This is a genomic window from Thalassospira mesophila (genome assembly GCF_002115755.1).
Lineage (GTDB): Bacteria > Pseudomonadota > Alphaproteobacteria > Rhodospirillales > Thalassospiraceae > Thalassospira > Thalassospira mesophila.
This window is the reverse complement of record NZ_JFKA01000005.1, coordinates 136,296-158,035: the sequence shown is the minus strand read 5'-3', so window position 1 is coordinate 158,035 and position 21,740 is coordinate 136,296. Positions and strand designations below refer to the sequence as shown.

The window sequence follows — 21,740 nt, the reverse complement described above, 5'->3', positions numbered from 1 at the left end:
AAAGGGGGCCGGAACGTCATATCCGGCACCCTTTATTTATATTGGCATTATTTATGTTCGATGGTCCGCCTTGGCTGGTCAGTCAAGATATTCGGCAACGTCGATGGCGCTATAGGTTAAAATGCCCGATGCGCCCGCACGTTTAAAGCAAGCCAGTGTTTCCACGGCACAGGCGGTATAATCCAGCCAGCCATTGTCACCGGCGGCGCGCAACATCGCGTATTCGCCCGATACCTGATAAGCAAATACCGGTACGCCAAAGCTGTCCCGCACGCGGCGCACAATATCAAGATAGGGCAGGCCGGGTTTGACGATGACGGAATCGGCCCCTTCATCAAGGTCATAGGCCACTTCACGCAGGGCTTCGTCGCTGTTGGCGGGGTTAAGTTGATAGGTTTTTTTGTCGGCCTTGCCCAGCGCACTGGCCGAACCAATGGCATCGCGGAACGGGCCATAAAAAGAAGATGCATATTTGGCGGCATAGGCCATGATCTGCACTTTTTTCAGATTTTCAGTTTCCAAAACATCGCGAATGGCGGCAATGCGCCCATCCATCATGTCAGATGGGGCAACAATATCGCACCCGGCTTGCGCCTGAACCAGCGCCTGGCGCACCAGGGCCTCGGTTGTTTCGTCATTCAGGATTTCACCATCAATCACGACCCCGTCCTGACCGTTGGAATTAAACGGGTCAAGGGCGACATCGGTGATGATACCAAGGTTGGGGCAGGCATCCTTGATGGCTTTGGTGGCTTCGCACACAACATTGTCGGGGTTGTAGGCTTCGCGCGCATCTTCGGTTTTAAGCGCCGGGTCGATATAGGGAAACAGGGCTAGTGCCGGAATACCAAGTTTTTCGGCGTGGCGGGCGGTTTCAACCAAAATATCGATGCTTTGGCGTTCAACGCCGGGCATGGATGAAATGGCGACGCGCTGATTGCGCCCTGCGATCACGAAGACCGGCAAAATCAGGTCATCAACACTCAGGCGGGTTTCTGCCACCATCCGCCGGGACCAATCGGTCATGCGGGGGCGACGCAGGCGTGTGCGGGGGAAAGTGCCATAACTGACAGGATGGGCCATGATCAATCTCTTTCGCGCGGATGGAAGGTGGTGGCGTTGGAAATAGTTTTATGCGGCAGATCGCGTCATTGATCAACTATTGCGGACAGTTTTTAACCGCTGGCGCATGCTGGTCAGATATACCGGAATGATCAGGCTTAAAAATCCCGAGGTTAATAAAAACGCGTTGACCAGGCCATACTGTTCCGCCACTGCGCCAATGAAAGGCGGGCCGGCCATAAGGGCGGAGTAGCCAGTGGCGGCAATGGTGGCAACCACGGTGCCACCACTTTTGCCCGTGCTGGCCGCTGCGGCTGATATCAATAGCGGCAGGATAACGGCCAAACCGGTTCCCGCAATGAAACACCCGATCCACGACACACTATAATGCGGCGACAGGGCAATCATCACATATCCGGTAGTGGCCAACCCGCAACTGGCGATCAGCACCGGTGCCCTTCCCAGACGCAACACCAGCCAATCGCCACTCAGCCGTGTCATCGCCATTGCCGCCGAATAAAGTGCAAATCCGGCGGCGGCAATGCTGGCGGTGCTATCCAGCGTTTTGATCATCAAAACGGTAACCCAGTCGGTAATAACGCCTTCGCCAAATTGCCCGATAAAGGCACAAATGCCAAATGGCAGCAACAGCCAGAAAAGCGGGACTTCGCCATCAGGGGCGGCACTGTCACCCGGCGGGTTCGTTTTGTTGGTGATATTGCTGTTTTTGGGGGCTGGTTTGACGTGATCGGCAAGAAGCCCGCGTTGCAAATACCAGTGGGCGGCCAGCAAGATGATCGCACTAATTGGAAGATGCACGGATTTTGACAGGGGCAGGGCGAACCACAATGTTGCAAAGCCGGCACCGCAAAAACCGCCCAGGCTCCAGAACCCGTGCAGCCCTGATAAAATGCTTTTGCCGCGAACGCGTTCAAGGCTGACGCCATTTGCATTCATGGCGATATCCATCATCGCGGCACAAAAGCCCATGACAAAAAGGGCAATTGCCAATGTTGGCAGTGAAGCCATGAATAACGGCACAACAAGGGCCGGGAAAAATAGCAAACCCGAAAATTTGACAACAATGTTGGACCCGAAAAGGTCTGAACACCGTGCTGCCAGCGGCATGGCGGCAACAACGCCAATTGCCGCTGCTAATAATGCCAATCCTAAATCTTCGTGATTAAGCCCAAGCTGTTCCTGAACCAGCGGAATATGCGGCACCCAACTGGCAAACCCGGCACCATGCAGAAAAAATATACCGCGACAGCGGTTATGGGCAAGGGTGCGGGCGGGGTGGGAATTCATCGAGGATACCTTTGGGTTGCTCATACCAGCACAACGTCAATGCCGTGGGTTTGGTAATTGGCCAGATAACTTTCTGAAAGTTTGCGCCCTGTTACCAGCGTGCTGACCGCATCGACGTCACAAACCTTGAAAGGCATCCGGGTTTCCAGTTTATCGGCTGTGGCAATGGCAATAACGTCGCCAGATTGCGCGATCATGGCGGCCTTGCTGGCACGTTCTTCAATGTGGCGTGTGCTGACCCCTAAATCAGGGTGAATGGCGCAGGTGCCCAAAATGCAAATATCGGCGTGATAATGGCAGATTTCGGCAATTGTTGCCGCCCCCGATACCACCATATCGCCCTTGATGATTTTGCCGCCAATCATGATGACATTGGCATTTGCATGATCGGCCAGCACCACCGCCACCGCCGGGTTAACCACAATCGCGGTGCCATAAAAGGCTGGTTTAAGGTGGCGGGCAACGTCTAGCACTGTGGTGCCACTGTCAAAAAACACCACGGCATCGTCGGGGATCATGTGGTGGGCAACATGGCGGGCAATGGCGGCACGTTCGGGGCGTACTTCCAGGCTGCGTTCCTGATAGGTTCCATCATTGGTGGCGGGAAGTACAGCGCCGCCGTGAATACGCCGTAAATGACCAGAGCCTTCCATCTGTCGCAAATCGCGACGAATGGTATCAAGCGATGTTTGCAGCCGTTCCGCCAGATCATGGATATGAACGGTGCCAAACCGTTTTAGAAGAACCGAAATCTCGCGCTGCCGGTTTTCGACGCTGGACATGGGTGTGTTGCCTGTTTTGACTATATTGCACATTTTGCCTGTTTTTGTTTTAAGCGGCGGCAACAGGAACGTCAATAAAAACCGGCCACGGAAAACCGTGGCCGGGAATATCGCGGGTTCATATCAGGCAGATGCGGGTTTCAGGCGAGATTTAACGCCTGTTCCAGATCGGCAAGGATATCGTCAATATGTTCGATACCAATCGACAGGCGCACATAGCTTTCGCTAACCCCGGCGGCTGTCAGTTCGGATTCTGACATTTGTGAATGTGTGGTGGTGGCAGGGTGAATGGCCAATGATCGCGTATCTCCAATATTGGCGACGTGGTAAAACAGTTGCAGGCTATTGATAAACTTTTCGCCCGCAGCCCGACCGTCTTTTAGCTCAAACCCCATCAGCGAGCCATATCCACCCTTCAGATACTGATCAGCCCGACGGCGGGTTTCGCCTTCTTGCAAGCTGGGATGAATAACCTTGGCGACTTTGGGGTGCTTTTGCAAAAAGGCGGCAACCTTGTTGGCATTTTCACAATGGCGTTCCATGCGCAGGGGCAATGTTTCCATCCCCTGAATGATCTGAAACGAACTTAGCGGCGAGGCGGCGGCACCCACATCGCGCAGCAAGGTGCAACGCAGTTTGATCGCATAGGCGACGGGACCAATCGGTTTCACCGCCTCGGTCCAGATCGCGCCGTGATAGCTGGGGTCGGGCTGGGTCAGCAGCGGGAAACGTTTGGCGTGTTTTTCCCAATCAAACTTGCCTGAATCAACCACAATACCGCCAACCGATGTGCCATGACCGGCAATGAATTTGGTGGTGGAATACATTACCACGCTGGCACCATGTTCAATCGGGCGGCACAGGACCGGGGCGGCGGTGTTGTCGACAACCAGCGGAATGCCCAGTGCATCGCCAATATCGGCAACTTCGCGCAGCGGGAAAACCTGCAATTTGGGATTGGGCAGGGTTTCGGCATAAAAGGCGCGGGTTTTGTCGTCGGCCAGTTTACGAAAATTTTCCGGGTCGGACGGGTCGGCAAAGCGTACCTCGATTCCCATTTGCCGGAAGGTATTGGCAAACAGATTCCATGTGCCGCCATAAAGGTCGGTCGAGCTGACAATATTATCGCCTGCCTGGGCAATATTAAGCAGCGAAAAGGTTGTTGCCGCCTGGCCCGATGCCACGGCCACCGCCGCCGCACCGCCTTCAAGGGCGGTAATGCGTTGTTCAAGCACATCGTTGGTCGGGTTTGTCAGCCGGGTATAGATATTGCCCAGTTCTTTAAGGGCAAAAAGGTTGGCCGCGTGCTCGGTATCGCGAAACTGGTAACTGGTGGTCTGATAGATCGGGACCGCGACAGAACCTGTTGTCGGGTCAGCACGATAACCGGCATGAAGAACAATGGTTTCCGGGTGTTTGCTATCGGTCATTTCCATTTCCCTGTTGGTGTTTTTTAACGAAATTTGCACGCAGTAAGCCACATTAATTCCCCACGGGCAAGACGTGCGCGGGCGCACGTTCCGGTTGGGGGATGTTTTTGCGGCCGGGCTTATTAAGGTATTTCGGTAAGATTATGCCGAATTATTTGACAGCGCGGCTTTTTCACGTTTACGTAAAGGGAAATAACAGCCCCGATGAGGAAATATCCGATGGAGTTCGCCCTTTCAGAAGACCAGCTGGCGTTTCAGCAGGCCGCGCGCGATTTTGCTGCTGGTGACATGGTGCCCTATGCCGCCAAGTGGGATGCAGAGCACATCTTTCCGGTGGAAACCTTGCGCAAAGCAGCCGAAATGGGCTTTGCCGCCATTTATACCCGCGATGATGTTGGCGGCTCCGGGTTGGGTCGACTGGATGCTGCCGTGATATTTGAAGAACTGGCAACGGCGTGCCCCTCGACCGCGGCGTATTTGTCTATTCATAATATGGCGTGCTGGATGATTGACCGTTTTGGCAATGAAGCCCAGCGCCAGGCTTTTTTGCCCAAGCTGACCTCTATGGAGCATTTCGCCAGCTATTGCCTGACCGAGCCAGGGGCGGGATCGGATGCCGGGTCGTTGCGCACGCGCGCTGTGCGCACCGGGGACACATATGTGTTGAACGGCGAGAAAGCTTTTATATCGGGCGGATCGCGCAGCGACATTTATGTGGTGATGGCGCGCACCGGCGATGAAACCACCGGCGGAATTTCAACCTTTCTGGTACCAAAGGATGCGCCGGGGCTGTCGTTTGGCAAACTGGAAGAAAAAATGGGCTGGAACAGCCAGCCGACATCGGCCGTCATTTTCAGTGACTGTATTATTCCGGCTGATAATTTGCTGGGGGCCGAAGGCGATGGCTTTAAATTTGCCATGAAGGGCCTTGATGGGGGGCGTTTAAACATTGCGGCCTGTTCCATTGGCGGGGCGCGGGCGGCCATGGCGCTTGCGCGTGAGCATATGAAAGTGCGCAAACAGTTTGGCAAACCGCTGGAAGCCTTTCAGGCGCTGCAATTCAAATATGCCGATATGGTAACCGAACTTGAAGCCGCCCGGTTGTTGCTGCACAAGGCAGCCTGCAAACTTGACGAAACCGCCCCCGATGCCACACAATTTTGCGCGATGGCAAAACGCTTTGCCACCGATACGGCATTTGATGTTTGCAATGATGCCCTGCAATTGCATGGGGGTTATGGTTATATTCGTGAATATCCGGTCGAACGGTTGCTGCGCGATCTGCGTGTGCATCAAATCCTTGAAGGTACCAACGAAATCATGCGGGTTATTATCGCCCGCGCCGCGTTGCGCGATTAGGCCGGTGATAACCACGATGCGAAAGTCAGGAACAATAATATGAGTGATGTCGGTGTTAAATTTGCTGTGAACGGTGCGGTGGGCGAAATTTATCTGGATCGGCCCAAAGCCCTGAACGCCCTGACATTGCCAATGGTCGATGCCATTCATCATCAGATGCGCCTGTGGGAGCAAGACGACGCCATTTCTGTTCTGACCATTGAGGGAACGGGCGGCAAGGCATTTTGCGCCGGGGGGGATATTCGCGGGCTTTATGACGCGCATAATAATAACGAACCCGAATTGCTGGATGCGTTTTACCGCCGCGAATATTTGCTTAACCACTATATGTCGCAATACCCCAAGCCCTGCATTGCGTTGCTAGATGGCATCACGATGGGCGGTGGCGTTGGTGTTTCTGTTCATGGCCGCTATCGGGTGGTGACGGAAAAAACCATGTTTGCCATGCCTGAAACAGGTATTGGCTTTTTTCCCGATGTTGGCGGGGGCTATTTTTTGCCACGCTGCCCCGGTGAAATTGGCATGTATCTGGGTTTGACCGGCGCACGGTTGGGCGCGGCTGATTGTCTTTATGCCGGTATCGCAACGCATGGCGCGCAAAGCAGTGATATCGTAAATATCAAGCAGGTCTTGGCCAATACCGGTTTCGGCGCGGCAGGGAATGATCGGCGATCGGTGTGTGATCAGGTTGAAAATATCCTGAAGTCTTATGCGCACGATCACGGGCCAGCCCCCGTTGCGGGGCACCGCAACGAAATTGATGCCATTTTCGGGGCAGACAATATTGGCGAGGTAATGATTGCACTTGAGAAATCACTTTCGGATTTTTCGGTTAAGACATTGAAAATGATCAAAACAAAATCGCCACTGGCACTCGCCGTTACCTTTAAACAGATACGTGAAGGGGCGATGCTGGACCTGGCGGCTGATCTGGTTATGGAATTTCGGCTGAGCCAGCGCATGGTTGAAAAACCGGACCTGTTCGAAGGTGTGCGCGCCGTGATCGTCGATAAGGACCAAAACCCGCGCTGGACGCAGGGGGATGTCGGGCAGGTGGACCCGCGCGATGTCGATGCCTTTTTTGCACCATTGCCAGATGACAGGGAACTGACCATCTAGCGGGGGTACAACCGCAATAATAACAGCCAATTATCACACAATGAAAACCGGTAGTGACCGGACCATCAGAGGAGACGTTAAAAATGGCAAAGATCGGTTTTGTCGGACTGGGCAATATGGGGGGACCCATGGCGGCCAACCTTATTCGTGCAGGACATGAAGTTACGGTATTCGACCTTTCCGCCGAGGCAGTAAAAGCGGCGGTGGAAATCGGCGGGATAGCGGCAGGTTCGCTGGCCGAGGCCGCGACTGGTGTCGATGCGATTGTGACGGTGTTGCCCGCAGGCAAACATGTTTTGGCCGTGTATGACGGGCCAGACGGCATTTTGGCCCATGCTGCGCCCAATACCCTGGTGATTGACAGTTCCACCATTGATGTTGATGCCGCGCGCAAGGCCGCCGAACTGGCAAAGGCACGGGGCATGCGCCCGGTGGATGCGCCGATTTCGGGCGGTGTTGGCGGGGCAACCGCGGGAACCCTGACCTTTATGGTGGGCGGCAGCGAAGATGCCTTTGCATCGGCCGAACCGATTTTGCAAGCAATGGGCAGCAATATTATTCATGCCGGGGATAACGGTGCCGGGCAGGCGGCCAAGATTTGCAACAACATGATCCTGGGTGTCAGCATGATTGCGGTTTCCGAGGCCTTTATGCTGGCAAAGCGCCTGGGGGTGGATGCCCAGAAACTGTTCGATATTTCGTCGAAAGCATCTGGCCAGTGCTGGTCGCTGACCAGTTATTGCCCGGTTCCTGGCCCGGTGCCGGCATCCCCGGCCAATCGTGATTATCAGGCAGGCTTTGCGGTTGATATGATGTTGAAGGATTTGAAGCTGGCCCAGCAGGCCGCCGCCGGGGCCAATGCCACCACGCCGATGGGCGCGCTGGCCGAAAGCCTGTATGCGATGTATAGCGCAGGCGGCAATGGCGGACGCGATTTTTCGGCCATTGTGAAAATGCTGGATGGCGAGTGAAATGATCGGCACTCAGGCCGGTTTTGCTGTTTGACAGCATAATTCACTGGGACAATGCGGGGGATTTCGATCCTCCGCATTTTTTATGTCCAGATTCGGACCATTTGGTAGTATTCTTGTCCTTATACCAAGTTATACTTATGCTTTGTGCTGCAGTCTAAAATAAGATCCGGGATCAAACATGGCACCTGCTTCATCCAAGGGACGTGAAATTTATATAGAATTCAAGCAGGTAGGGCAATATCTGCGCTGCACGGCCATCGATTCTGCTACCGGGCAGGAGGTTACCGTTGCCGGGCCTGTTTCGCGCAATCCAGAGCAGTTAAAGCGCGTTGCGGTACAAAAACTTGAATACGTTCTGAATAAGGGATAAAATATACAATATTGAAGCGGTTGGTTGTTTGCCCATTATGGTAAAAAATTCTATCCAAGGGTGGGAAAACGGGAGATTCAACCAATTTTTCAAACACGCTTGCAGCCTTTGACCACATGTGTCTAAGGTTCCAACCGTAAATCGCGTTTTCGAACATAGAATCACATAAGAATGATCGCGTTCGGAAACTTAAAAGCGGGGATACCCCGATAACAAAAAGACGGAGGCTGCGGAGGTTTGCGAGGGGGCAATGGGGAGATGGGTTTATACCCAACAACATTTGTATATCCTTGTTCTTTGCCTTCAGCCTTGCTGTCGAGGACGGCGTTTGTCTGTGCCAAATCTAAGGTTGAGCAATGGATTGGGCTTATTTTTTACAACAATTGATCAATGGACTGACGCTTGGCGCCATTTATGGCCTCATCGCGATCGGTTACACAATGGTCTATGGCATCATTGGCATGATCAACTTCGCGCACGGCGAAATTTACATGCTGGGCGCCTTTCATTCCCTGATTACGTTCCTGATTTGTCAGGCGGCGGGAATTAGCGGCATTCTGCCGTTAACACTTCTTTTGATGCTGGTCGTCTCAATGGTCATGACGTCGGTTTATGGCTGGGGCGTTGAACGCATTGCCTATCGTCCCTTGCGCGGGTCGTTTCGTTTGGCGGCGCTGATTTCGGCCATTGGCATGTCAGTGTTTTTGCAAAATTTTGTGCAAATTGCACAGGGTGCGCGCGTCAAACCGATGCAACCGCTGATCAAGGGTGGCATCACGCTGATGGAAAGTGCGAACTTTGACGTTCAGCTTAGCTATATGCAGATCGTTATCATTGTTCTGACATTTGTTCTGATGGTGGTGTTTTCGACATTGATCGCCAAAACATCCCTTGGTCGCGCCCAGCGCGCCTGCGAACAGGACCGCACGATGGCCGGCTTGCTCGGCATTAATGTGGACCGCACCATTTCGACGACCTTTGTCATGGGTGCTGCCCTTGCCTCTGTCGCCGGGATGATGGTGACATTGTATTACGGCGTTATTGACTTTTATATCGGCTTTCTGGCCGGGGTGAAAGCCTTCACCGCTGCTGTTCTTGGCGGTATCGGGTCGCTGCCAGGTGCCATGCTTGGCGGGTTGCTTATTGGCCTGATTGAATCCTTCTGGTCGGGATACCTCACCATTGAATACAAGGATGTCGCAACATTCGGCATTCTGGTTCTGGTGCTTATCTTCCGCCCGTGGGGCCTTCTGGGCAAGCCGGAGGTGGAGAAAGTCTGATGTCGTCTTTACTTACATCTTCACGCCTGACACCGGGCGAAATCGTTAAGGAACTGGCGTTCTTTGCGGTGCTGGCCGTCATGATGTCTGTCATGATCCTGGGTGTCGAAACCGTTGACCGCCCGACCGGCCTTGAACTGGCGCTGCGCTGGGATCTGGTCCTGATTGCGATTTGCGCCACGGTTGTGGGTCGCCTTGCCCTGATTGTGCGCCGTGAACATTTGTCCCGGTTGCTGCAAGCCATTTTGATCGTCATTTCGGCCCTGATGGTGTTCGAAATGTTCGTTCGCTTCCGTGATCTTGATGATCGCTGGGTGTCGCCTGTTACCTTTGATATGGCAACACAAAGCGTTGGCCGGGCGATCTTTTTCATCTGTCTGATCGCGGTTGTCTTTGCCATTGCCTATTTTTCGGCATCCAAAGGCCGCCCGACCGGTGAAGAAGACGACACCAAAAAAATCTCGGCCAAATTGCAGGTTGTTTACCGGACCAACACCAAAAAAATCGGTATGTTCGGGATTGCGTTCTTCATTATTTTCCCGCTGATTTTTGGTGAAAACCGCTCTGCGATCGACCTTGCAACTTTGGTGATGATTTACATCATGCTGGGCTGGGGCCTTAATATCGTGGTGGGTCTTGCAGGCTTGCTCGACCTTGGATATGTCGCCTTCTATGCGGTTGGTGCCTATTCCTATGCGTTATTGTCCCAGCATTTCGGTCTCAGCTTCTGGCTGTGCCTGCCGATGGCCGGTTTGTTCTCGGCCAGTTTTGGCATCATGCTTGGTTTTCCGGTTTTGCGCTTGCGCGGCGATTATCTTGCCATCGTGACGCTGGGCTTTGGCGAAATCGTTCGGGTAATTCTGATCAACTGGTACAATCTTACCGGTGGTCCTGACGGTATTGCCTCGATCGAACGGCCTTCGTTTTTTGGACTGGCCGATTTTTCGCGCCGGGTACCGGAAGGCGTTACGCGGTTTTCCGATTTGTTTGGCATTGAATATTCGTCAATGCACCGTTTGATCTTCCTGTATTACCTGATCCTGATTCTGGCGCTGGTCACCAACTTTGTCACCATGCGTTTGCGGAAACTGCCGATCGGGCGGGCATGGGAAGCCTTGCGCGAAGACGAAATCGCCTGCCGCTCGCTGGGGATCAACCCGACCAACACCAAGCTGTCGGCGTTTGCCATCGGCGCAATGTTTGGCGGGTTTGCCGGGGCATTTTTTGCCACCCGTCAGGGTTTTATCAGCCCGGAAAGCTTTACCTTTCTTGAATCGGCTGTAATTCTGGCCATCGTCGTTATGGGCGGTATGGGGAGCCAGATCGGTGTGGTTCTGGCGGCGATTGTCATGATCGGTTTCCCGGAAATGTTCCGCGAACTGGCTGAATATCGCATGCTGATTTTCGGGGCAGGGATGGTTGCCATCATGTTGTGGCGTCCGCGTGGTCTTTTGTCTTTCCGTGATCCGACAATCTTGCTGGGGATGAGCAAGAAAGAAAAAGTTGCCGGAGAAAAACCATGACCGACAACAAATTGCTTGAAGTCGAACATCTGACAATGCGTTTTGGCGGGCTGGTCGCAATTGACGATTTGTCCTTTACGGCCAGAAAGCGCGAAATCACGGCAATTATCGGCCCGAACGGGGCTGGTAAAACCACGGTGTTTAACTGCCTGACCGGGTTTTACGTCCCGACAGAGGGCCGGTTAACGTTAAATGCCAATGATGGTCCGCGTTTGCTTGAACGCACCGAAGGTTTTCGCATTTCGCGAAACAATGGTGTCGCCCGGACTTTCCAGAATATTCGACTGTTTACCGGCATGACGGTTCTGGAAAACCTTGTGGTGGCCCAGCATAACCGCCTGATGGACGCATCGCTGTTTTCACTGGCAGGTCTTTTCAACCTGAAACGTTACGCCAATGCGGAAAAAGAAGCACTGGAACGGGCGAAATTCTGGCTGAACAAGACCGGGCTTTACGAATTTGCCGACTGGGACGCGGGCAATCTTGCCTATGGCAACCAGCGGCGTTTGGAAATTGCCCGGGCCATGTGCGTCGAACCTTCGCTTTTGTGCCTTGATGAACCGGCAGCTGGTTTGAACCCGCGTGAATCTGCGGAATTGAACTTGTTGTTGCAAAGTATTCGGGACGAGCAGGGCATTGGTCTGTTGCTGATCGAGCATGATATGAGCGTGGTAATGCAAATTTCCGATCATGTCATTGTGCTTGATTACGGCAAGAAAATTGCCGATGGCAACCCCGAGGCGGTCAAAAACGACCCCGCGGTGATCCGTGCCTATCTGGGTGAAGAAGAAGACGATGAACTTCCGCCGGAAGTTGCCCAGGATCTTCATCTTGACCCAAAGGCACAGTGAGGGAGACGTCGATATGGCCATGTTGAAGATTGAAGGTGTTCATACCTTCTACGGTAATATCGAAGCCCTCAAGGGCATTGATATGGAAGTTAATGAAGGGGAAATTGTTACCCTGATCGGCGCCAACGGTGCCGGTAAAACGACCCTTTTGATGACGTGTTGCGGGGCACCGCAGGTATCCAAAGGCCGTATTTTGTTTGAAGGCACGGACATCAGCCGAATGCCAACCCACGATATTTGCCGGTTGGGCATTCAGCAATCCCCGGAAGGGCGGCGTATTTTTCCGCGGATGTCAGTTTTTGAAAATCTGCAGATGGGGGCCTGTACCCAGGATCCCAAACATTTCGATTCAGACCTGGAAATGGTTTTCGATTTGTTTCCGCGCCTGAAAGAACGCATCACCCAGCGGGCCGGTACCATGTCAGGCGGGGAACAACAAATGCTGGCGATTGGCCGTGCCCTTATGGGCCGTCCGCGCCTGTTGCTGCTTGATGAACCATCCCTTGGGCTGGCACCGTTGGTGGTGAAGCAGATTTTTGAAACCATCAAGAAAATCAACAAGGAAAACAAGGTTACTGTGTTCCTGGTTGAGCAAAATGCATTCCATGCGTTGAAGCTGGCACACCGTGGTTACGTTATGGTCAATGGTAACATTACCATGTCGGGCGGCGGGGCTGAATTGCTGGCAAACCCTGAAGTGCGCGCTGCGTATCTTGAAGGCGGACATTAGGAGATCGCGTTATGGAAGCAATTACAGGCACCAGCATCAGTGTGACCATTGGCATTACCATCATTTTGATGGGGTTTTGCGCAATGATGACCGGGCAGGCGGTCGCCAATACCTGGCGCCCGATGAGCCAGATGTTACCCTATGCCATTTTGCTAGGGTTAACGGACCGGTTCTTGGGGTTTGCCCTGTTTAACGGCGAGCTTCTTTCTTTGTCGGGATTCATTTTTGATACGGTTATTTTGTTCGCAATCGCCATGGTTTCATTCCGGATTGTCCGGGTGAACAAGATGCTGTCACAGTATCCGTGGTTGTATGAGCGTGTGGGCCCGTTTGCCTATCGTTCGCGCGAAGGGGTGGAATAACGGTATTGCTTTGCCAATGCTGCGTTGCAGCTAATTTGTTGGCGAAGCACGGATTTGTACTATTGCACACCCGAAACGGGATGCTAGAGTACGAGGAGCGGAAACCGGTAAATGGGGAAAAAACCAGGCCGGTTTCGGGTCCTAAAAGATGGTTCTGGCATGGTGTCGGAACCAACCTTTGGAACAGGGAGACTTCTCTTATGTCGAAAACCAAGCTTGGCCTTCTGGCAACTGTATCGGCGCTTGTCCTGTCGATGGGGGCAGCAAAGGCTGACATTACCATTGCGACTGTTGGTCCGATGACCGGTCCTTATGCTGCTTTTGGTGAGCAGATGCGTCAGGGTGCCTCCAAAGCGGTTGAAGACCTCAACGCTGCTGGTGGTGTGAACGGTGAAAAGCTGGTTCTGGAAATTGGCGATGATGCTTGTGATCCCAAGCAGGCCGTTGCGGTTGCCAACCAGTTGGTCAGCAAGGATGTTGCTCTTGTTGCCGGTCACTTCTGTTCGGGTTCTTCGATCCCGGCTTCTGAAGTGTACAACGAAGAAGGCATCATTCAGATTTCCCCGGCTTCGACCAACCCGCAATTGACCGACCGTGGCCTGGACAACGTGTTCCGCGTTTGCGGCCGTGATGACCAGCAGGGTGAAGTTGCCGGTAAATATCTTGCTGAACATTATGGCGACAAGCGTATTGCCATCGTTCACGACAAACAGGCCTATTCAAAAGGCCTCGCTGACGAAACCAAGAAAAACCTCAACGCTGCCGGCGTTAAGGAAGTGATGTATGAAGCCATCACCCCGGGCGAAAAAGATTATTCCGCCCTGGTTACCAAGATGAAGTCTGAAAACATCGATGTGCTGTATTACGGTGGGTATCACACCGAACTCGGCCTGATCGTGCGTCAGATGCGCGGCCAGGGCCTCGAAACCCAGGCAATTTCCGGCGATGCGCTGAACTCGCTTGAATATTGGTCGATCACGGGCGATGCCGGTGCAGGCACCTTGTTCACCGCCGGTCCGGCCCTTGAAAAAGATCCGCGCAACGCAGACCTGGTTAAATACTTTGAAGGTAAAGGTTACAAGCCGGAAGGTTACACCCTTTACACCTATGGCGCGATCCAGGCTTGGGCGCAGGCTGTTACCAAAGCCGGTTCAACCGACTTTGATGCCGTCACCAAAGAACTCAAAAGTGGCGACAGCTTTGACACCGTTCTGGGCTCGATCTCGTTCGACTCCAAGGGCGATGTTGCCGCACCTGGTTACGTTTTCTACAAATGGGAAAATGGCAGCTACGATTACGCTGACAAATAAGTCCTGACTTTTTATCGAGTGGCCCGGTGCAGCAATGTGCCGGGCCTTTTTTTGTCGCACTCTGGTAAACCATCACAGCACGCGAGGCAACGTTACGAAGGCATCTTTGTCATGTGTTGAAGTAATACCGGGATGTGAAATAAAGTAAGCATCCCTATGCTCGCAAACGTGGTGGAAAATTGATGAGCATGTTGATGATAATCAAAATAAAAAGGTGCCTCCAATTATAGGGGCACCTTTTTTATTTGGAACTGACGCAGCGCGGGGCGCGTCGTTTACTCGGCTTTGCGGCCGAGGCCAATTTTTTTGGCAAATTGCGAACGTTGTTTGGCATAGTTCGGCGCGACCATGGGATAGTCAGCAGCAAGACCCCATTTGGCGCGGTATTCTTCCGGCGTCATACCATAAGTGGTACGAAGATGACGTTTGAGCATTTTCAGCTTTTTGCCATCTTCAAGACAAATAATATAATCATCACCAATCGATTTTTTGATCGGAACGGCTGGCTTAAGTGGTTCTTCTTCTTCCACTTCTTCCACACCACGTAATTCATCAAGCGATTTGAATGTCGAGGTGATCAATTCTGGAAGCTGAGTTGCCGCAAGCGCATTATTGCTGACATAAGCAGAAACGATATCAACCGTCATCTGCAGCAATTCGTCACGATCAAAGGCGTCATCACTAACGTCGTTCATTTTTTCTTGTGTCCTTGAACCTGTTCCCAACAGCCACAACAAATGTAGCCAGCAAGGAATATAATCAACATTCGCGCTTGTTCAACAATCTAATTTTAATTTGATTCAAACGCTGTTTTTTATGTTTAACAAACAACATGATATCAAACAAATAGTCAGTAGTATAGTTGTGAAGCAAAGCCTATCGTTTGTCATGGAATCGCAAATAGTAATCTTGAGGATAGCGGTTGAGGCTTTACTCATATTACAGAAAGTTCATTACGCGTCTGGCGGGCATGAGGGTTAACTATTTTAGGTATCAAGGCGTCAATTTGTTTTGCGCAAGAAAATCCGATGCCATCGCATCTTGCATGCCAGCTCACACCTTGATTAATGCGACTGCGCGTTGGCACAGCGATAGTGATGTGCTAAAAGGCGCTCAAATTTCCTTGCAGTTTGAAAAGGGCGCAAAAAATGTCGGCCAAAACCATCGCAATTGCTGCCGATCATGGCGGGGTTGAGCTTAAGTCAACAATTGTTGATCAGCTTGCCAAACAGGGATTTGATGTTCTCGACCTTGGGACGGATGGCTCTTCTTCTGTCGATTATCCCGATTTCGCCTATGCGGTATGCAAGACGATTATTGAGGGCAAAGCCCAAAGTGGCATTCTGGTTTGCGGGTCCGGTATTGGCATGAGCATTGCGGCCAACCGTTATCCCGAAATTCGCGCGGCTTTGGTCCATGATCGCCTGTCGACAGAACTTAGCCGCCAGCACAATAATGCCAATGTTCTTTGCCTTGGCGCACGCCTGCTCGGCGTTGCGACGGCACAAGATTGTGTGGAAGCGTTCGTTTCGACAAAATTTGAAGGTGGCCGCCATCAGGGCCGCATCGACAAGCTCTCGGCGCCTGAATAATCCTATTTGCCGCATGGCACGAACCGGGCTTTCGGGCTCTTTTATTTCCCGTCTTATCGAAAGGCTTTCGAATGTCTTTTAACGGCTTTTTTACAACCGGTCTGGCGGATGCTGACCCCGATCTGTTCAAGTCCATTTCCGACGAACTTCACCGTCAGAAAACCCAGATCGAGCTGATTGCATCGGAAAATATCGTTTCCAAAGCAGTCATGGAAGCGCAGGGTTCCGTTTTAACCAACAAATATGCCGAAGGTTATCCTTCACGCCGTTATTATGGCGGGTGCGAATTTGTTGACGTTGCTGAAGACCTTGCCATCAGTCGCGCCAAGGAACTTTTTGGCTGTGAATTTGTCAATGTTCAGCCCCATTCAGGTGCGCAGGCAAATGGGGCCGTTATGCTGGCACTGTTGCAGCCGGGCGATACCGTTTTGGGCATGTCGCTGGATGCCGGTGGGCATTTAACGCACGGCGCACGCCCGGCATTGTCGGGCAAATGGTTCAATGCCATTCAATATGGTGTGCGCGAACAGGATTTCCTGATCGATTATGACGTGGTCGAAGCCCTTGCTGTCGAACATAATCCCAAGCTGATCATTGCCGGTGGTTCGGCCATTCCGCGCCAGATCGATTTCAAGCGTTTTCGCGAAATCGCCGACAAGGTCGGTGCCTATCTGATGGTTGATATGGCGCATTTTGCCGGTCTGGTTGCCGGTGGTGTGCATCCGAGCCCGCTGCCTTATGCCGATGTTGTTACCACAACAACGCACAAAACCCTGCGCGGTCCGCGGGGCGGCATGATCTTGTCGAACAATCTTGAAATCGGCAAAAAAATCAATTCGGCGGTTTTCCCTGGTTTGCAGGGTGGCCCGTTGATGCACGTTATTGCAGCCAAGGCCGTTGCCTTTGGCGAAGCATTGCGTCCCGAGTTTAAGGTTTATGCCCGGCAGGTTGTTGATAATGCCCGGGCTTTGGCCGATGTTTTGCAGTCACGCGGTTTTGATATCGTGACCAATGGTACCGACACCCACCTGATGCTGGTTGATTTGCGCCCCAAAGGCCTGAAAGGCAATGTGGCCGACGTGGCATTGGAACGCGCGGGCATTACCTGCAATAAAAATGGCATTCCGTTCGATACCGAAAAACCGACCGTGACGTCGGGTATTCGCCTGGGAACGCCGGCAGGAACGACCCGTGGCTTTGGCGTCGAAGAATTCAAGCTGATTGGCAAACTGATTGCCGATGTGCTTGACGCCCTGGTCGATCAGCCCGAAGGCAATGACGAAATTGAAGCGGCAGTTCGGGCACAGGTTCTTGATCTGTGCAACAAATTCCCGATCTATAGCTGATTTCGTTAAAATATAGCGAGAACTGACAATGCGCTGCCCGTTTTGTAGCCACGACGATACCCAGGTAAAGGACTCCCGTCCGACCGAGGAAAACCACGCCATTCGCCGGCGTCGGTTTTGCCCGGCCTGTGGATCGCGATTTACGACCTTTGAACGTGTTCAATTGCGTGAATTAATGGTGGTAAAAAAGGACGGGCAGCGCGAATTATTTGACCGCGATAAACTGGCGCGGTCGATTTTTCTGGCGTGCCGCAAACGCCCGATCGAAGACGAACGGGTTGAAAAAGCTCTTAATGGTATTCAGCGGCGGCTGGAAAGCAGTGGCGAAAGCGACATCAGCACCGATACGGTCGGTGAAATTGTCATGGAAGCCCTTCATGCCCTCGATCAGGTCGCTTATGTCCGCTACGCATCTGTCTACAAGGACTTTCGCGAGGCGCGCGATTTTGAAGAATTTGTAGAAAATATGCAGGACAGCGATGACGAGACAGGCAAACCGTAATGCCTGATTTCAGGTTTGATGACAGTGACCGCCATTTTATGCGGGTCGCGTTAAGCCTGTCCAAACGGGGGCTTGGCAATGTCTGGCCCAATCCTGCGGTTGGTTGTGTGCTGGTGCGAAACGGCGACATTGTTGGTCGCGGCTGGACAAAACCCGGCGGGCGACCGCATGCCGAACGTATTGCCCTTGATCAGGCCGGGGCCCATGCCCTTGGGGCTACCGCCTATGTCACCCTTGAGCCTTGCAGCCATTTTGGAAAATCACCGCCCTGTGCCAGCGGGTTGATTGCTTCGGGTGTAACCCGTGTAGTTAGCGCACTGGAAGACCCCGACCCACGGGTGTGTGGCCGGGGCCATACTATGTTGCGCGATGCGGGTATTATTGTTGATACCGGGTTAATGGCCGATATGGCGCAGCAGTTAAATGCCGGTTTTTTATCCCGTGTTATGCATAATACACCGCTTGTCACCCTGAAGCTGGCGGGCAGCCTTGATGGCCGATCCAGCCTTGCCAACGGGAAAAGCCAATGGATTACCGGTGCAACAGCCCGCGCATGGGGGCATACCTTGCGCGCAAACCACGATGCCATTGTGGTGGGGGCGGATACCGTTATCGCCGACAACCCCGATTTGCGCTGTCGCATTGCCGGGCGCGAGAAAAATTCGCCGGTTCGGGTGGTGCTGGACCGCACAGCAAAAATTTCTCCACAATGTGCTTTGGTGGCAACGGCGGGGCAAACGCCGACATGGCTGGTGGTTGGCGAGGAATATTTGCAAACTGCACAGCAAGTTTTTGAAAAAACAGCAATAAAATTGCTTCCTGCCCGATGCGCCGACGGCCATTTGAACTTACATGATGTGTTGCATGTGCTGGGCCACAAAGGGCTTACCCGTGTTCTGGTTGAAAGTGGTGGCCGGTTGGCAGCCAGTTTGCTGAAAACCGGGATGGTTGAGCGGCTTGTCCATTTTCAGGCACCAGGCATTATTGGCGCCGACGGACGGGCAATTATTGATAATCTGAATTTGGCCGATCTGGCTGGCATGTACCGTTTCAAACGGTCCGGATTTGCCAGCGCAGGTCAGGACATGATGGTAACCTACGAAAAAATAACGGATTGAATGCAATGTTCACAGGGATCATTACCGATATCGGCACGGTTCGAAAAATTGAAAAACGTGGTGATACCCGGTTCGAATTCAATACCGCTTTTGACACGTCTAAAATCGATCTGGGGGCCTCAATTGCCTGCAGCGGTGCGTGCATGACCGTTGTTGGAAAAGGTGCTAACTGGTTCGCAATCGAGGCATCGGCCGAAAGCCTGTCGCTGACAACGCTGGGTGATTTTGAGGTTGGATCGAAGCTTAATCTTGAACAGTCCCTGCGGATGGGCGACGAGCTTGGCGGGCATATTGTTTCGGGCCATGTTGATGGTGTTGCAACACTGGCAAGCATGCATCCCGAAGGCGATTCCATGCGTATGACGTTTGAATTGCCAGAGGCCTTTACCCGCTATGTGGCACGTAAAGGGTCCATAACGCTTGACGGGGTGTCGTTAACGGTGAACGAAGTTGACGATAACCGGTTCGGCATTAATGTCATTTCGCATACGCAGAACAATACCACGCTGGGTGGCCGCAAAATTGGCGACCGGTTCAATTTCGAAATAGACATGCTGGCCCGCTATGTTGCGCGCATGGTTGGAAAGGACTGATTTTATGCCGCACCGTTATTTGTCGCCGATCGAAGATGTGATCGAAGAGGCGCGTAATGGCCGGATGTTCATTCTGGTTGATGACGAAGACCGTGAAAACGAGGGCGATCTGGTTATTCCGGCGCAAATGGCAACGCCCGATGCCATTAATTTTATGGCCACACATGGGCGCGGCCTGATTTGTCTGGCGCTGGATTCTGCACGCTGTGACCATTTGGGCCTGTCTTTAATGACGGCCAGCAATGGCACCCGCCATGAAACTGCTTTCACCGTGTCTATCGAGGCCAAAACCGGCGTGACGACGGGCATTTCCGCACCGGACCGGGCCCGGACCATTGCGGTTGCCACCGACCCGACCACAGATCGCCACGACATTGTTACGCCAGGGCATGTGTTTCCGTTGCGCGCGCGCGATGGCGGAGTTTTGGTGCGGGCCGGGCATACCGAAGCATCGGTGGATATCGCGCGGTTGGCCGGGTTGAACCCGTCTGGCGTTATTTGTGAAATTATGAACGATCAGGGCGAAATGGCCCGGCTGCCTGAACTGGTTGAATTTGCCCAAAAACATGGCCTCAAAATTGCGCAAATCGCCGATTTGATTCGGTATCGCCGCAAGCACGAAAAGGTGGTTCAGCGCAAGGCGGTCACTAAAATCGACAGCATTCACGGCGGCGCATTTGACCTGCACCTGTTTGTAAACACGTTGAACTATGCCGAGCATATCGCCCTGACCAAAGGCGATATTACCAGTGGTGAACCGGTATTGACCCGTGTTCATGCCTTGAATGTGCTTGATGATGTTCTAGGTGACCGGCAAACCGGGCGAGGTGGCGAATTGCAAACCGCGATGAATGCCATTGCCGCCGAGGGCAGGGGTGTTATTGTTCTTATTCGCGAAGCACGTGCGAACAGCCTTTCCAATGCCGTTGCTGGTCTGATTGATCATCATGGCGGTGACGGGGCGCATTTGCGCGGCGAGATGAACGGGTCGGAAATGATCGAGCCGGACTTGCGCGACTATGGTGTCGGTGCGCAAATTCTGCATGAATTGGGGGTGCGCGACATGATTTTGCTGTCAAACACCAAACGTCACATAGTAGGGCTTGACGGATTTGGTCTGAATCTGGTTGATCAGCGTCCGCTTTGCGTCCCGGAGGTAAAATGAAAAGCAGCAGTTCTCCGCACATCCTGATTGTTGATGCGCCATATTATACTCATATCGTTGAAGATCTTGTGAAAGGTGCCGCGGCTACGCTTGAAGCGAGCGGGGCAACCTGGGATCGTTTATCGGTCAGCGGTGCTTTTGAAGTGCCGATTGCCATTCGTTATGCTGTTCAATCCATGAGCGAACTGGCGACCGGGCCACGCTATGATGGTTATTTGGCGCTGGGATGTGTTATTCGGGGTGAAACGACCCATTATGAACATATCTGCAACGAAGCCAATCGTGCGCTGATGCAGCTTTGCCTCGACAATTGCATGGCGATTGGCAATGGCATTTTGACTGTTGAAAACGAAGCCCAGGCGCTGGCACGCTGCCGTGCCGATGAGAAAAACAAGGGTGGCGAAGCTGCTACTGCTGTTTTACGCATGATTGAAGTACAAAACCATTTTGGAATCCATCACAAGTAATGACCGACAAATCCAAACCCTCAATCGCCCAACGGCGTAGTGCCGCCCGTTTTGCTGCCATTCAGGCGCTGTATCAGGCTGATGTGTCGCAGGTTGCAGCTGGGCGTGTTGTCCAGGAATATTCCGAATTTCGGCTTGATGGTCTTGGTCAGCGCGATGCTGACGAACCCAATGAAAACCTGATTGATCCGGATCGCGGATTTTTCGCCGATCTGGTGCAGGGCGTTGAAAACCGCCTTGACGACATTGATGACCTGATTAACGGTGCCCTTGAAAAAGGCTGGACGGTGAAACGCCTGGAATCTGTTTTGCGCAGTATTATGCGCGCGGGCACATATGAATTGATGATGCGCGAAGACGTACCGATGCGGGTTGTCATTACCGAATATGTTGATGCGGCTCATTCGTTTTTTGATGAAAATGAACCGCGTCTGGTCAATGCCGTGCTGGACCGTATTGGCAAATCGTTGCGTCCGCTGGAAGCAAACAAGGATTAA

The 21,740-nt window shown here is 52.8% G+C and carries 23 protein-coding genes; 18 read left to right on the top strand and 5 right to left on the bottom strand.

All coding sequences use genetic code 11. The features are described 5' to 3' along the window. Window positions 1-78: 78 nt before the first annotated feature. The 4 genes from hemB to TMES_RS12915 all read right to left on the bottom strand — a co-directional run bounded on the left by hemB (window position 79) and on the right by TMES_RS12915 (window position 4,582). Window positions 79-1,083, bottom strand: a complete 1,005-nt coding sequence (gene hemB, locus TMES_RS12930) for a porphobilinogen synthase (RefSeq protein WP_085583164.1) — start codon at window positions 1,081-1,083, stop codon at window positions 79-81. Between the two features lie 72 nt (window positions 1,084-1,155). Then, a complete protein-coding gene (locus TMES_RS12925; RefSeq protein ID WP_085583162.1) occupies window positions 1,156-2,370 on the bottom strand; it encodes an MFS transporter in 1,215 nt (404 codons plus the stop codon). A 20-nt stretch (window positions 2,371-2,390) separates the two neighbouring features. Then, complete coding sequence (locus tag TMES_RS12920; protein WP_085583160.1) at window positions 2,391-3,152, bottom strand: DeoR/GlpR family DNA-binding transcription regulator; 762 nt, start codon at window positions 3,150-3,152, stop codon at window positions 2,391-2,393. 140 nt (window positions 3,153-3,292) lie between these two features. Continuing rightward, entirely contained in the window at window positions 3,293-4,582 is a 1,290-nt protein-coding gene (locus tag TMES_RS12915; RefSeq protein WP_245835392.1) for an O-acetylhomoserine aminocarboxypropyltransferase/cysteine synthase family protein, read from the bottom strand. A gap of 219 nt (window positions 4,583-4,801) precedes the next feature. Between TMES_RS12915 and TMES_RS12910 the strand changes: the two genes are divergently transcribed. The 10 genes from TMES_RS12910 (at window position 4,802) to TMES_RS12865 (ending at window position 14,460) form a co-directional block, all read left to right on the top strand. After that, a complete protein-coding gene (locus TMES_RS12910) occupies window positions 4,802-5,941 on the top strand; it encodes an acyl-CoA dehydrogenase family protein (RefSeq protein ID WP_085583156.1) in 1,140 nt (379 codons plus the stop codon). A 39-nt stretch (window positions 5,942-5,980) separates the two neighbouring features. Then, on the top strand, window positions 5,981-7,060 hold the full coding sequence (locus TMES_RS12905; protein WP_085583154.1) for an enoyl-CoA hydratase/isomerase family protein: 1,080 nt from the start codon (window positions 5,981-5,983) through the stop codon (window positions 7,058-7,060). A gap of 83 nt (window positions 7,061-7,143) precedes the next feature. Beyond that, complete coding sequence (gene mmsB, locus TMES_RS12900; protein WP_085583152.1) at window positions 7,144-8,031, top strand: 3-hydroxyisobutyrate dehydrogenase; 888 nt, start codon at window positions 7,144-7,146, stop codon at window positions 8,029-8,031. A 181-nt stretch (window positions 8,032-8,212) separates the two neighbouring features. Next, window positions 8,213-8,404, top strand: a complete 192-nt coding sequence (locus tag TMES_RS12895) for a DUF6898 family protein (protein ID WP_085583150.1) — start codon at window positions 8,213-8,215, stop codon at window positions 8,402-8,404. A 356-nt stretch (window positions 8,405-8,760) separates the two neighbouring features. Further along, complete coding sequence (locus TMES_RS12890) at window positions 8,761-9,684, top strand: ABC transporter permease subunit (protein ID WP_085583148.1); 924 nt, start codon at window positions 8,761-8,763, stop codon at window positions 9,682-9,684. Continuing rightward, the gene (gene livM / locus TMES_RS12885; protein WP_245835391.1) at window positions 9,684-11,207 is read left to right on the top strand and encodes a high-affinity branched-chain amino acid ABC transporter permease LivM; all 1,524 of its coding nucleotides are present in this window, start codon (window positions 9,684-9,686) and stop codon (window positions 11,205-11,207) included. Before TMES_RS12890 ends, livM begins: the two co-directional genes overlap by 1 nt. Next, on the top strand, window positions 11,204-12,058 hold the full coding sequence (locus TMES_RS12880; RefSeq protein ID WP_085583146.1) for an ABC transporter ATP-binding protein: 855 nt from the start codon (window positions 11,204-11,206) through the stop codon (window positions 12,056-12,058). The genes livM and TMES_RS12880 overlap by 4 nt, the downstream gene beginning before the upstream one ends. Before the next feature lie 19 nt (window positions 12,059-12,077). Further along, on the top strand, window positions 12,078-12,788 hold the full coding sequence (locus TMES_RS12875) for an ABC transporter ATP-binding protein (protein ID WP_085583577.1): 711 nt from the start codon (window positions 12,078-12,080) through the stop codon (window positions 12,786-12,788). Between the two features lie 11 nt (window positions 12,789-12,799). Further along, window positions 12,800-13,150 carry a DUF6867 family protein gene (locus TMES_RS12870; RefSeq protein WP_085583144.1) on the top strand — a complete coding sequence of 117 codons (351 nt, stop codon included), beginning with the start codon at window positions 12,800-12,802 and terminating at the stop codon, window positions 13,148-13,150. A 200-nt stretch (window positions 13,151-13,350) separates the two neighbouring features. Beyond that, entirely contained in the window at window positions 13,351-14,460 is a 1,110-nt protein-coding gene (locus TMES_RS12865; RefSeq protein ID WP_085583142.1) for a branched-chain amino acid ABC transporter substrate-binding protein, read from the top strand. 275 nt (window positions 14,461-14,735) lie between these two features. Here TMES_RS12865 and TMES_RS12860 read toward each other — a convergent pair whose 3' ends face one another. Continuing rightward, window positions 14,736-15,155, bottom strand: a complete 420-nt coding sequence (locus TMES_RS12860) for a Ros/MucR family transcriptional regulator (protein WP_085583140.1) — start codon at window positions 15,153-15,155, stop codon at window positions 14,736-14,738. A gap of 453 nt (window positions 15,156-15,608) precedes the next feature. Between TMES_RS12860 and rpiB the strand changes: the two genes are divergently transcribed. From rpiB to nusB, 8 genes are all read left to right on the top strand, one after another. Next, a complete protein-coding gene (rpiB, locus tag TMES_RS12855; protein ID WP_085583138.1) occupies window positions 15,609-16,052 on the top strand; it encodes a ribose 5-phosphate isomerase B in 444 nt (147 codons plus the stop codon). Between the two features lie 71 nt (window positions 16,053-16,123). After that, complete coding sequence (glyA, locus tag TMES_RS12850) at window positions 16,124-17,398, top strand: serine hydroxymethyltransferase (RefSeq protein WP_085583136.1); 1,275 nt, start codon at window positions 16,124-16,126, stop codon at window positions 17,396-17,398. A 28-nt stretch (window positions 17,399-17,426) separates the two neighbouring features. After that, window positions 17,427-17,900, top strand: coding sequence for a transcriptional regulator NrdR (gene nrdR, locus TMES_RS12845; RefSeq protein WP_085583134.1), 474 nt, complete (start codon window positions 17,427-17,429; stop codon window positions 17,898-17,900). Then, the gene (ribD, locus tag TMES_RS12840; RefSeq protein WP_085583132.1) at window positions 17,900-19,018 is read left to right on the top strand and encodes a bifunctional diaminohydroxyphosphoribosylaminopyrimidine deaminase/5-amino-6-(5-phosphoribosylamino)uracil reductase RibD; all 1,119 of its coding nucleotides are present in this window, start codon (window positions 17,900-17,902) and stop codon (window positions 19,016-19,018) included. The genes nrdR and ribD overlap by 1 nt, the downstream gene beginning before the upstream one ends. Before the next feature lie 5 nt (window positions 19,019-19,023). Then, the gene (locus TMES_RS12835; protein ID WP_085583130.1) at window positions 19,024-19,611 is read left to right on the top strand and encodes a riboflavin synthase; all 588 of its coding nucleotides are present in this window, start codon (window positions 19,024-19,026) and stop codon (window positions 19,609-19,611) included. A gap of 4 nt (window positions 19,612-19,615) precedes the next feature. Further along, window positions 19,616-20,776, top strand: coding sequence for a 3,4-dihydroxy-2-butanone-4-phosphate synthase (gene ribB, locus TMES_RS12830; protein WP_085583128.1), 1,161 nt, complete (start codon window positions 19,616-19,618; stop codon window positions 20,774-20,776). Then, window positions 20,773-21,243 (top strand): 6,7-dimethyl-8-ribityllumazine synthase, encoded by a 471-nt coding sequence (gene ribH, locus TMES_RS12825; RefSeq protein ID WP_085583126.1) that lies wholly within the window; start codon window positions 20,773-20,775, stop codon window positions 21,241-21,243. The genes ribB and ribH overlap by 4 nt, the downstream gene beginning before the upstream one ends. Next, entirely contained in the window at window positions 21,243-21,740 is a 498-nt protein-coding gene (nusB, locus tag TMES_RS12820; RefSeq protein WP_085583124.1) for a transcription antitermination factor NusB, read from the top strand. The genes ribH and nusB overlap by 1 nt, the downstream gene beginning before the upstream one ends.

What these genes read in the sequence shown, in the direction of transcription:
- TMES_RS12870 (WP_085583144.1), top strand. Translation starts at nt 12,800, where the DNA reads ATGGAAGCAATTACAGGCACCAGCATCAGTGTGACCATTGGCATTACC.
- TMES_RS12915 (WP_245835392.1), bottom strand. Translation starts at nt 4,582, where the DNA reads ATGACCGATAGCAAACACCCGGAAACCATTGTTCTTCATGCCGGTTAT.
- TMES_RS12905 (WP_085583154.1), top strand. Translation starts at nt 5,981, where the DNA reads ATGAGTGATGTCGGTGTTAAATTTGCTGTGAACGGTGCGGTGGGCGAA.
- rpiB (WP_085583138.1), top strand. Translation starts at nt 15,609, where the DNA reads ATGTCGGCCAAAACCATCGCAATTGCTGCCGATCATGGCGGGGTTGAG.
- ribD (WP_085583132.1), top strand. Translation starts at nt 17,900, where the DNA reads ATGCCTGATTTCAGGTTTGATGACAGTGACCGCCATTTTATGCGGGTC.
- ribB (WP_085583128.1), top strand. Translation starts at nt 19,616, where the DNA reads ATGCCGCACCGTTATTTGTCGCCGATCGAAGATGTGATCGAAGAGGCG.
- TMES_RS12875 (WP_085583577.1), top strand. Translation starts at nt 12,078, where the DNA reads ATGTTGAAGATTGAAGGTGTTCATACCTTCTACGGTAATATCGAAGCC.
- TMES_RS12910 (WP_085583156.1), top strand. Translation starts at nt 4,802, where the DNA reads ATGGAGTTCGCCCTTTCAGAAGACCAGCTGGCGTTTCAGCAGGCCGCG.
- TMES_RS12865 (WP_085583142.1), top strand. Translation starts at nt 13,351, where the DNA reads ATGTCGAAAACCAAGCTTGGCCTTCTGGCAACTGTATCGGCGCTTGTC.
- livM (WP_245835391.1), top strand. Translation starts at nt 9,684, where the DNA reads ATGTCGTCTTTACTTACATCTTCACGCCTGACACCGGGCGAAATCGTT.
- TMES_RS12880 (WP_085583146.1), top strand. Translation starts at nt 11,204, where the DNA reads ATGACCGACAACAAATTGCTTGAAGTCGAACATCTGACAATGCGTTTT.
- TMES_RS12835 (WP_085583130.1), top strand. Translation starts at nt 19,024, where the DNA reads ATGTTCACAGGGATCATTACCGATATCGGCACGGTTCGAAAAATTGAA.
- TMES_RS12895 (WP_085583150.1), top strand. Translation starts at nt 8,213, where the DNA reads ATGGCACCTGCTTCATCCAAGGGACGTGAAATTTATATAGAATTCAAG.
- hemB (WP_085583164.1), bottom strand. Translation starts at nt 1,083, where the DNA reads ATGGCCCATCCTGTCAGTTATGGCACTTTCCCCCGCACACGCCTGCGT.
- TMES_RS12925 (WP_085583162.1), bottom strand. Translation starts at nt 2,370, where the DNA reads ATGAATTCCCACCCCGCCCGCACCCTTGCCCATAACCGCTGTCGCGGT.
- nrdR (WP_085583134.1), top strand. Translation starts at nt 17,427, where the DNA reads ATGCGCTGCCCGTTTTGTAGCCACGACGATACCCAGGTAAAGGACTCC.
- ribH (WP_085583126.1), top strand. Translation starts at nt 20,773, where the DNA reads ATGAAAAGCAGCAGTTCTCCGCACATCCTGATTGTTGATGCGCCATAT.
- nusB (WP_085583124.1), top strand. Translation starts at nt 21,243, where the DNA reads ATGACCGACAAATCCAAACCCTCAATCGCCCAACGGCGTAGTGCCGCC.
- mmsB (WP_085583152.1), top strand. Translation starts at nt 7,144, where the DNA reads ATGGCAAAGATCGGTTTTGTCGGACTGGGCAATATGGGGGGACCCATG.
- glyA (WP_085583136.1), top strand. Translation starts at nt 16,124, where the DNA reads ATGTCTTTTAACGGCTTTTTTACAACCGGTCTGGCGGATGCTGACCCC.
- TMES_RS12920 (WP_085583160.1), bottom strand. Translation starts at nt 3,152, where the DNA reads ATGTCCAGCGTCGAAAACCGGCAGCGCGAGATTTCGGTTCTTCTAAAA.
- TMES_RS12890 (WP_085583148.1), top strand. Translation starts at nt 8,761, where the DNA reads ATGGATTGGGCTTATTTTTTACAACAATTGATCAATGGACTGACGCTT.
- TMES_RS12860 (WP_085583140.1), bottom strand. Translation starts at nt 15,155, where the DNA reads ATGAACGACGTTAGTGATGACGCCTTTGATCGTGACGAATTGCTGCAG.